General features: G+C 68.3%; 7 protein-coding genes and 1 pseudogene. 3 read left to right on the top strand and 5 right to left on the bottom strand.

Translation table 11 applies throughout. The annotated features are described in order from the left end of the window. Positions 1–4 precede the first annotated feature (4 nt). Both NA10_RS05985 and NA10_RS05990 read right to left on the bottom strand, forming a co-directional pair. Positions 5–862, bottom strand: a complete 858-nt coding sequence (locus NA10_RS05985; RefSeq protein ID WP_067564447.1) for a cyclopropane mycolic acid synthase family methyltransferase — start codon at positions 860–862, stop codon at positions 5–7. Positions 863–949: 87 nt separating this feature from the next. Next, positions 950–1513 (bottom strand): hypothetical protein, encoded by a 564-nt coding sequence (locus tag NA10_RS05990; RefSeq protein WP_067564449.1) that lies wholly within the window; start codon positions 1511–1513, stop codon positions 950–952. Positions 1514–1554: 41 nt separating this feature from the next. Between NA10_RS05990 and NA10_RS38495 the strand changes: the two are divergent. Both NA10_RS38495 and NA10_RS38500 read left to right on the top strand, forming a co-directional pair. Then, positions 1555–2064, top strand: a pseudogene (locus NA10_RS38495) (flavin monoamine oxidase family protein); the annotation flags it as partial. Positions 2065–2469: 405 nt separating this feature from the next. Beyond that, positions 2470–3138 (top strand): response regulator, encoded by a 669-nt coding sequence (locus tag NA10_RS38500; protein WP_373862339.1) that lies wholly within the window; start codon positions 2470–2472, stop codon positions 3136–3138. A 140-nt stretch (positions 3139–3278) separates the two neighbouring features. On the opposite strand, the gene hemQ is transcribed toward NA10_RS38500, so the two are convergent. Continuing rightward, positions 3279–3974 carry a hydrogen peroxide-dependent heme synthase gene (gene hemQ / locus NA10_RS06000; protein ID WP_067564494.1) on the bottom strand — a complete coding sequence of 232 codons (696 nt, stop codon included), beginning with the start codon at positions 3972–3974 and terminating at the stop codon, positions 3279–3281. Next, a complete protein-coding gene (locus NA10_RS06005; RefSeq protein WP_067564450.1) occupies positions 3943–4677 on the bottom strand; it encodes a TetR/AcrR family transcriptional regulator C-terminal domain-containing protein in 735 nt (244 codons plus the stop codon). The genes hemQ and NA10_RS06005 overlap by 32 nt, the downstream gene beginning before the upstream one ends. 124 nt (positions 4678–4801) lie before the next feature. On the opposite strand from NA10_RS06005, the gene NA10_RS06010 reads away from it, so the two are divergent. Next, positions 4802–5743, top strand: coding sequence for a threonine/serine dehydratase (locus tag NA10_RS06010; protein ID WP_245677054.1), 942 nt, complete (start codon positions 4802–4804; stop codon positions 5741–5743). Positions 5744–5810: 67 nt separating this feature from the next. Here the strand turns inward: NA10_RS06010 and NA10_RS06015 are convergent, their stop codons facing one another. Beyond that, positions 5811–7157, bottom strand: coding sequence for a protoporphyrinogen oxidase (locus tag NA10_RS06015; protein ID WP_067564453.1), 1347 nt, complete (start codon positions 7155–7157; stop codon positions 5811–5813). Positions 7158–8292: the final 1135 nt, after the last annotated feature.

Genomic DNA, 8292 nt, shown 5'->3' on the forward strand with positions numbered 1-8292 from the left:
GCGGCTACTTCGCCAGGGTGAACTGCATGACGTCGAGGTGACGGCTGCGGAAGTAGTCCGCGCAGCCGGTCAGATAGCGCATATAGCGTTCGTAGACCTGCTCCGAGGTGAGCGCGATGGCCTCGGAACGATTGTCACGCAACGCATTCGCCCAGTGGTCGAGGGTGCGGGCGTAGTGCGGGCGCAGCGATTGGATCTGTTCGGTGCCGAACCCGGCCCGGCCCGCCAGGCGGGTGACGAGCGCCGGTTGCGGGAGTTCGCCGCCGGGGAATATCTCGCGCCGGATGAACCCGTAGAAGAGCGCATCGCGCCGGACCACCGGTACGCCCAGGCGTTTCAGATCGGCCATGGTGTGGCCGATGATGGTGTGCAACAGCATGCGGCCGCCCTCGGGCAGCAGACGGTAGCTGGTGGCGAAGAAGTCCTCGTAGCGTTCGCGACGGAAGTGTTCGAACGCGCCGATGCTGACAATGCGGTCGACGGGGTCGGCGAATTCCTCCCAGCCCTGTAGGCGCACCTGCACATCGTCGATGCCGCGGCGCTCGGCCTCGGCGCGGATGTAGTCGTATTGGTTGCGGCTCAAGGTGATTCCGATGACCCGGACGCCGTACTGTGCGGCGGCGCGGAACATGGTGGCGCCCCAGCCGCAGCCGATATCGAGCAGTAGTTGACCGGGGCGCAGGTCGAGTTTGGCCAGGGTCAGGTCGATCTTGGCGAGCTGGGCTTCGGCCAGGGACATATCCTCGCGCTCGAAGTAGGCGCAGCTGTACGTCATGGAGGGATCGAGGAACAGTCGGTAGAAGTCGTCGGACACGTCGTAGTGCGACTGGACTTCGCGGTAGAACGGCGCGAGATCGGTCATGGCGGCATCCCATTCTCGAAGAGCTGATGCGGCGGCTTCGATGCCTGCCGCGGAGAAGGGAAGGGGGACGCAGCTGTCGGGGTTACTCTAGCCCACTCGAGTTCCGTTGGCACGGTGATTCTTTCGATACCACCGGCGCGTATACCCGCCGTCGATATACCAGGCGAAGGTGGCGACCAGGCCGCGCCGCCGGAGCCAATAGCCGGTGGGCGGCGGTGCGGTGGGCGGCCGCCGGCCGATACTCACCTCCGCGATCACATGCCCCGGCCCTTCGGCGCGATCCCGGTGCGCGAGCACGGTGCCGTCGGCCGCGATGATCGACGCGCCGCCCTCGAAGTAGCCGCGATACCGCACCGGGGCCCACGCCATCGGGCAGTCCAGCGCGCCGCAGTGCGCGGCGTGCACCACGGGTGCGCCGACCAGTTCGGCGAAGGATTCCACCGCACCCCGCGCGTTCGCGGCGTTACCGGATTCCTGCCAGCGCATGAACGGGCCCGGAAACCAGTTCTGCGGTACCGACCACCAGCCGGAACCGCCCACCACCAGATCGATCTCACCGCGCGCTGGAGCCCGTCGCCGCCGCCAATCTCGACCTTGCCCGAGGAGGTGCGCGGCACCGAATCCCGCGGCGCACACCGGATTCCGGGTCACTGGCCGAGCGACTCGGGGAACGGGTGCTGCCGGGGCAACCGGTGCGCGCCATCACCCAGGGCGATGATCGGGTCGAGGTCCGCAGCGACGAGCTGATCGTCCGGGGGCAGCGCGTGGTGGTCACCGTTCCGCCCGCACTGGTCGGCGATATCGTCTTCGAGCCGGGGCTCTCACCCGAGCGCCGGCGCATCGGCGCGGGCATGCCCATGGGCCGGATGGCGAAGGTGGCCCTGGTCTATCCCGAACCCTTCTGGCGCACAGCGGGTTTGAGCGGGCAGGCGGGCAGCGATCGGCCACCGGTGGCGGCCACCTTCGATGTCTCGCCCGCAGGCGGGACACCCGGCATCCTGGTCGGCTTCGTCCCCGGCGACTGGGCCACCGAATTCTCGGCCACGGCCCCGCACGAGCGCCGCCGCGCGGTGGTGGACGCCTTCGTGCGCCTGTTCGGACCGCGCGCGGCGAGTTACGACCACTACCTGGAGAAGGATTGGACCGCCGATCCCTGGACGCGCGGTTGCTATTTCGGCATTGCCGAACGGGGACTGATCACCGGACCGCTCCGGCACGCGGATCAGCCCGAGGGGCTGGTGCACTGGGCCGGATCATCGGCGATATCCGCCACGATGATGCGGCGGCCGGACACGAAATCGCTCATACCGAAATGCTCCGCCGCGACGCACCGCGCCCGCGACGTCCGATCGGCTGAACTCCGGTGTCCACCGTTCGGTGGACACCGGAGTTACCCGATCTTGTTATGGTCGAAGCGTGACCACCGCCGAGCGCACGAACGTGGCACTGTACTGGCGATCGAGAACCTGGCGGCGCGGCGCCTGTGGGATCTCTATGTCATCGGCGGGTGCACCGCGGCCATTGCCGTGGTCTTCGTCCTCGACCCGCACTTTCCGGGTAATCGGCTCGCCAGCAGTACGGCGCTGCTCGGAATCATGCTGTGGTACATGGGGTTTCGGCGCGATCTGCTGCACGACCATCCGCCGGGGCGGCGCGCGGGAATCTTCGCCGCGGGGCTGCTCGGGCTGCTGGTGCTGGCCGAGGCGTTCGCGCCCGCCGCCGAATCCGATCTCCAGGTGGTCGGCGAGGCCGACTCCGGGGCCGAGGCGGTGGAACTGGTCGAGCAGCTGCGACCCGATGTGGTGCTGATGGATCTGCGCATGCCCGGGATGGACGGCGTACGCGCCACCGAAGCCATTCTGACCCGGCGGCCGGTCACCAAGGTCGTGGTCGTCACCACCTATGAGACCGACTCGGACATTCTGCGCGCGGTGGAGGCCGGTGCCTCCGGCTATCTGCTCAAGGACACCTCGCGCGCCGAACTCGCCACTGCCGTGCGCTCGGCGGTGCGCGGGGCGACCGTGCTCGCACCCTCGGTGGCGGGACGACTGCTGCGGCACACTCGACGCCCGAATCCGATCAGCCTGTCCAGCCGGGAGGTGGACGTGCTCAAATGCGTGGCCCGCGGTATGACCAACGCCGCCATCGGCCAGCAGTTGCACATTACCGAGGCCACGGTGAAGACCCACCTGCTGCGCGCCTTCGCCAAACTGGAGGTATCCGATCGCACGGCCGCGGTGACCACCGCCATGACCCACGGGCTGCTGGACGACTGAGCCCACATCGAACGCAACTCGCTGCGCCCGCACCCCTCGGACGGCGGCGCAACGAGCCGGTCGCGCAAACACTATGGGGCATACACGATTGCGTGCATGCCCCGAATTCTCCGGGCAGCCCATCGGCTACCGGACGGCTACTACGGCAGCGCGGCGATCAGCTGCTCGACCTCGACCCGCGGGCCGGTGAAGAACGGGATCTCCTCGCGCACATGCAACCTCGCCTCGGTGGCGCGCAGATCACGCATGAGATCAACGATGCGGTGCAGTTCGGGAGCCTCGAAGGCCAGGATCCACTCGTAGTCGCCGAGCGCGAACGAGGCGACCGTATTGGCCCGCACATCCGGATAGCCGCGGGCGGCCTTACCGTGGTCGGAGAGCATCTTGCGACGCTCCTCATCGGGGAGCAGGTACCACTCGTAGGAGCGCACGAACGGGTAGACGCAGATGTAGTTGCCCGGCTCCTCACCCGCCAGGAACGCGGGGATATGGCTCTTGTTGAACTCGGCCGGCCGGTGCAGGGCCGCATTGCTCCAGACCGGATTGCTCGCCGAACCCAGCTCGGTGACCCGGCGGAAATCGGCGTACGCGGCCTGCAACTCCTCGATCTTCTCGGCGTGCCACCAGATCATGAAATCGGCGTCCGCGCGCATACCGGCCACATCGTAGATACCGCGCACCACCACTCCGCGATCTTCCAGCGAATCGAAGAAGGCCCGGGCCTCCTTGATGGCGGCCGCCCGATCCTCACCCAGCACACCGGGCTCCACCTGGAACACCGAGAACATGAGGTAGCGGATGGTGTCATTGAGGGACTTGTAGTCGAGTCGCGCCATGACCCCCATCGTGCCACCCGCCTCCGGGCGCGGCGGCAGCGGTCCCGGCGGTGCCGCGCGCGGTCGCGGCCCAGGAGTCGATGAGGCGGCGCAGGCCGTCCCGGAACGGCGCATCGGAGGTGATCAACGCCGTGACCTCGTCGAAATGACCTGAGAGCAAAGGAAACTCCGCCGGATCCAGCGCCGCCAGCGCGGACCGTGCGCGCGAATTCACCTCCCTGGCGTCCCAATGCTCAACCAGCGCGGCGCAACCCAGGGTGTAGAGATACATCTCCCGATACGCGTGGAACGCGTCGGTGATCGACAGACCCAGCGAGAGATTGTCCGCCACTTGCGGTTCGGTCAACCGCTTCAGCAGCCGGGGGCCGAGCACGGGCCGGGTGCCGCGCAACAGCACCAAGCCCGGATGCGCGGCCATAAGGGTGTACCAGGCCATGAAACGCTCCTCGGTGGCGCGCGCCCACGACATCGCACCGGGGGCGATCTCCGGCAGATTCGCGGCCAGATGATCCGAGAGCAGATCCAGCAGACCGCTCAGATCACCGCCGCCACGCCGCACCACCGTGGTGTGCGACACCTTCAGATGCGCGGCGATACTGCGGAAGCTCAAGTGCGACGCCCCGCGCGACTCGATGATCTCCAGGCCGGCGCGGGCAATCGCCTCCGGTGTCGCCTCCGCTAGCGACTTCGAGGTCCTGGGCATGAATCCAGTGTAAGTTACAGTGTAATTATCCGGTGCACCGGCCGCGCGGAATCTCTTCCACCGCGCCCGGCAGCCGCCGGTAATGACCGGCCACCGGTCCGAAACGAAGAGCGAAGGAAATGCCGTGCAACCCACTTACGCCGACGTGAAGGCGGCCGGCGGCCGCATCTCGGGGCACGTGCGGCCCGTGGTCCTCACCCCCGCCGATACGGTCGGCGGGGCACAGGTCCGGCTCGCACTCGAACACCTGCAATACGCGGGCAGCTTCAAAGCGCGCGGTGCGGCGAACTTCATGCTCGCGCATTGGGAAGCCGGGACGCTGCCGCGCGCCGGGGTCACCATCGCCTCGGGCGGGAACGCGGGCGTCGCCTGCGCCTGGGCGGCGCGCATAGTCGATTCGGCGGCAACGGTATTCCTGCCCGACTCAGCGCCCGCCGTGAAGCTCGAACGACTGCGGGGTTTGGGGGCGCAGGTGCTGCGCGGGGGTGCGACGTACACCGAGGCGGCCGCCGAATGCGAGCGGTACGCGGCGACGACGGGGGCGCTGCGCTCACACGCGTACGACGATCCCTACATCGTGGCCGGGGCGGGGACGCTGCTCGAGGAGATCGTCGCGCAGCTGCCGGAACTCGATACGGTGGTGGTCGCGGTCGGCGGGGGCGGACTGTTCGCCGGGGTCGCGACAGCCGCTGCGCACCATGGGATTCGAGTGGTCGCGGTCGAACCGGAGAACTGCCGGGCCTTGAACGCGGGACTCGAAGCGGGGCATCCGGTCGACGTACCGGTCACATCGGTGGCGGCGGATTCGCTCGGCGCGAGCCGGACCTCCGAGATGGCCATCGCGGCGGCCCGGAAAGCGGTCGTCCGCTCGGTGCTGGTGACCGATGAACAGATCATCGCCGCACGCCAATCCCTGTGGGACGAGCGCAGACTCGCGGTGGAGCATGCCGCGGGGACGGCGCTCGCCGCCCTGCAATCCGGGGCTTATCTGCCGGATCCGGGCGAGCGAATCGCGGTGGTCATCTGCGGGGCCAATACCGATCCCAGCGATCTGGTCGCCAAGTAATCGACTGTGCGTCAGCGGTTTTCGGGGCGGTCATCGGGGCACTGCCGTCCGCGGTGGCCGCCGAGGCTCAGGGCAGTCGCTCGATGATTCGCGCGGCGGCGGCGGTACCCGAGGCCGCGCAGGCGGGCACACCGACGCCGCCGAGGTAGGAACCCGCCAGCGCCAGACCGTCGAGATCGGCTGTGGCGGAACGCAGCTCGGCGATCAGGTGGGTATGGCCGGGTGCGTACTGCGGCAGGCCGTCACGCCAGCGCTGCACCACGGCGGTGAGCGGGCGGATATCGGCTCCGGTCATCACGGTCAGATCCTCCATGGCCGCGCGCACCAGGTCCGCGTCCGGCAAGTCCAGCAGTGAGTCGTCACCGAACCGTCCGAACGATGCGCGCACCAGCGCCACATCCCGAGCGGCGAGATGCGGCCACTTCCGGCTCGACAAGGTGAAAGCCTTGGCGCGCAAGGGTTCACCCGTCGCCACCAGAATTCCGGAGTTGTCCGGCAGCTCGGTCTGCTTCGGCAATGTCATCGCCACCACCGCCGACGACGCCAGGCGAATCCCGGCGGCGATCTCCGAGGCGGCGGGGGCGACCTCACGCAGCAGCGCGGCGGTGACCGGAGCGGGAGTCGCCAACACCACCGCATCGACCGCACCGACCGGATCCACCAGCCAACCGGTCGCGGTCCGGGCGAGACGGGTTGCGGCAGTGCCCGTTTCGACCTTCACATCGGCGGCGGCGCGCAGTGCGTCCAGCAGCACCTGATAGCCGTCGCGAATGCCACCGAACACGGGGGTGCCGGACGGTGGCGGGAGCGCCGCCCGCACAGCCTCCGTCAGGCTCCCGGCTCCCCGATCCAGTGCTGCCGCCAGCGTCGGCAATGCCGCGCGGACCCCGATCGAATCCGCTGTTCCGGCGTACACGCCGCCCAACAGCGGATCCACGCTCCGCCGGACCACCTGCTCGCCGAACCGGTCCGCCACCAGCGCGCCCACGGCGATATCCGACCCGCGCTCCCAGGCCAACGGCCTGCTCGGCTCCTCGGCGACCCGCGCCAGGGTCTCCTCGTCCACCAGCCCGGCCACCGACTCCGGTCCGGCGGGGATGCCCATGAGCGTCTGTTCCGGCAGGCGATGAGCCTTACCGCCCGACCACACCAGTGGCCGTTTAGCCGCCGGATAGACCAACTGGTCCGCAATCCCCAATTCCCGCATCAGCTCGGGGATCTCGGGGCGGCGGCCGACGAACGCCTCCGCGCCCAGATCCACGGGGTCGCCATCCAGGTCGGTGGTTCGCAGGATGCCGCCCAGGCGGTCGCGCTCATCGATCAGCAGCAGATCAGCTGACGCGCCCAGGGCCTGACGCAATCTGTACGCCGTCACCAAGCCGCTGATTCCGCCTCCGACTATTGCGATCCGCATTGACCACTCCTCTCTGGTTGCAACCTACTCTCGGGGTGGGGTCTGCCCTGTTGGTGGTACTGGACAGGGGTGGCCGACCCATGTGTCTGGTCGGTTCGCGGAATGGGTTTGCGTTTGCTCAACCGGGCTGCAAAGCAGAACAGGCAATGCTGGTTACCTCGTCTGCCGTACCCGGCTTTCGCTCCCCATTGGCAGCCGCACCCTCACCTCCCAGCCTGGCCGGCTGGCTGTGGTTACCTTCAGAACCAAAACCAAAGGACGCCAGGACAAGAAGGACCGACAGACCCGCGGACCCAAGCCCCTGCACCACCTCAACCCTCACCACCATGACGCCCTAAAACCCCTCCGCCACAGCACCTCTCGCACCCGCCCTGACAACTCCCTCCATCACGCCACCGTCAAAGCGCACCACCCTCAAGGAACTGCTCGTCTGGGCATCGTGGCCGGTCTCGGTGTTCTTGGGGGTTTGGTCCTGAAGGTTCCCTCAGCCATCCGGCCAGGCTGGGACGTGAGAGCGCGGCTCCCGATGGGGGAGCGAAAGTCGGGTACGGCAGGCGACGTGCCCAGCACTGCCGCGTTTGTTTTGCGTGTCCTCCCGAACCCCGCTGGCACCGCAGGATTCCGCCCTGCTGTGCTACGAAGGCCCCGGGTGCAAGCAACGGGTCCCTCCTCCGCTCCCGGCCCGAGAGTGCGCGCCCTGGACGCGAAAACCCCACCGCCACACCAGCCATGCGGGAACGAATAGGAGGGGGCCACACAGGGAACCGCCTGAGCATGCCAGCACCAAGTACTTGCGCACCCTGCGCTCCCTACCTATTTGTCTTCGCCGCGCGGCGCGCGCGTCGACGCCGCGGCCGCCCGGACCTGCGGCGCGACCTGCACCCCGCCCGGTTGTATGACCTGGCGGTACCACCGGCTGCTCTGCCCCGGCTGCCGGGTGAGGGTCGCGTTGGGTGCGCTGAGCGGCCCTGAGCGCTGCTCACTCGCGTCCATCGCGGGCTCGGATCCGAGCGATGGTGAGACCGCAACCGGTTTCGCGGCAGGAGTGCGGCACGAAATGGCCACGGCCACACCAGCACCTGCCTGTAGCACCGGCAGGTGGTTTCCCTGTCGGTGCTTGAAGGCTGTTCAGCGT

It is taken from the genome of Nocardia acidivorans NBRC 108247 (assembly GCF_001625085.1).
Lineage (GTDB): Bacteria > Actinomycetota > Actinomycetes > Mycobacteriales > Mycobacteriaceae > Nocardia > Nocardia acidivorans.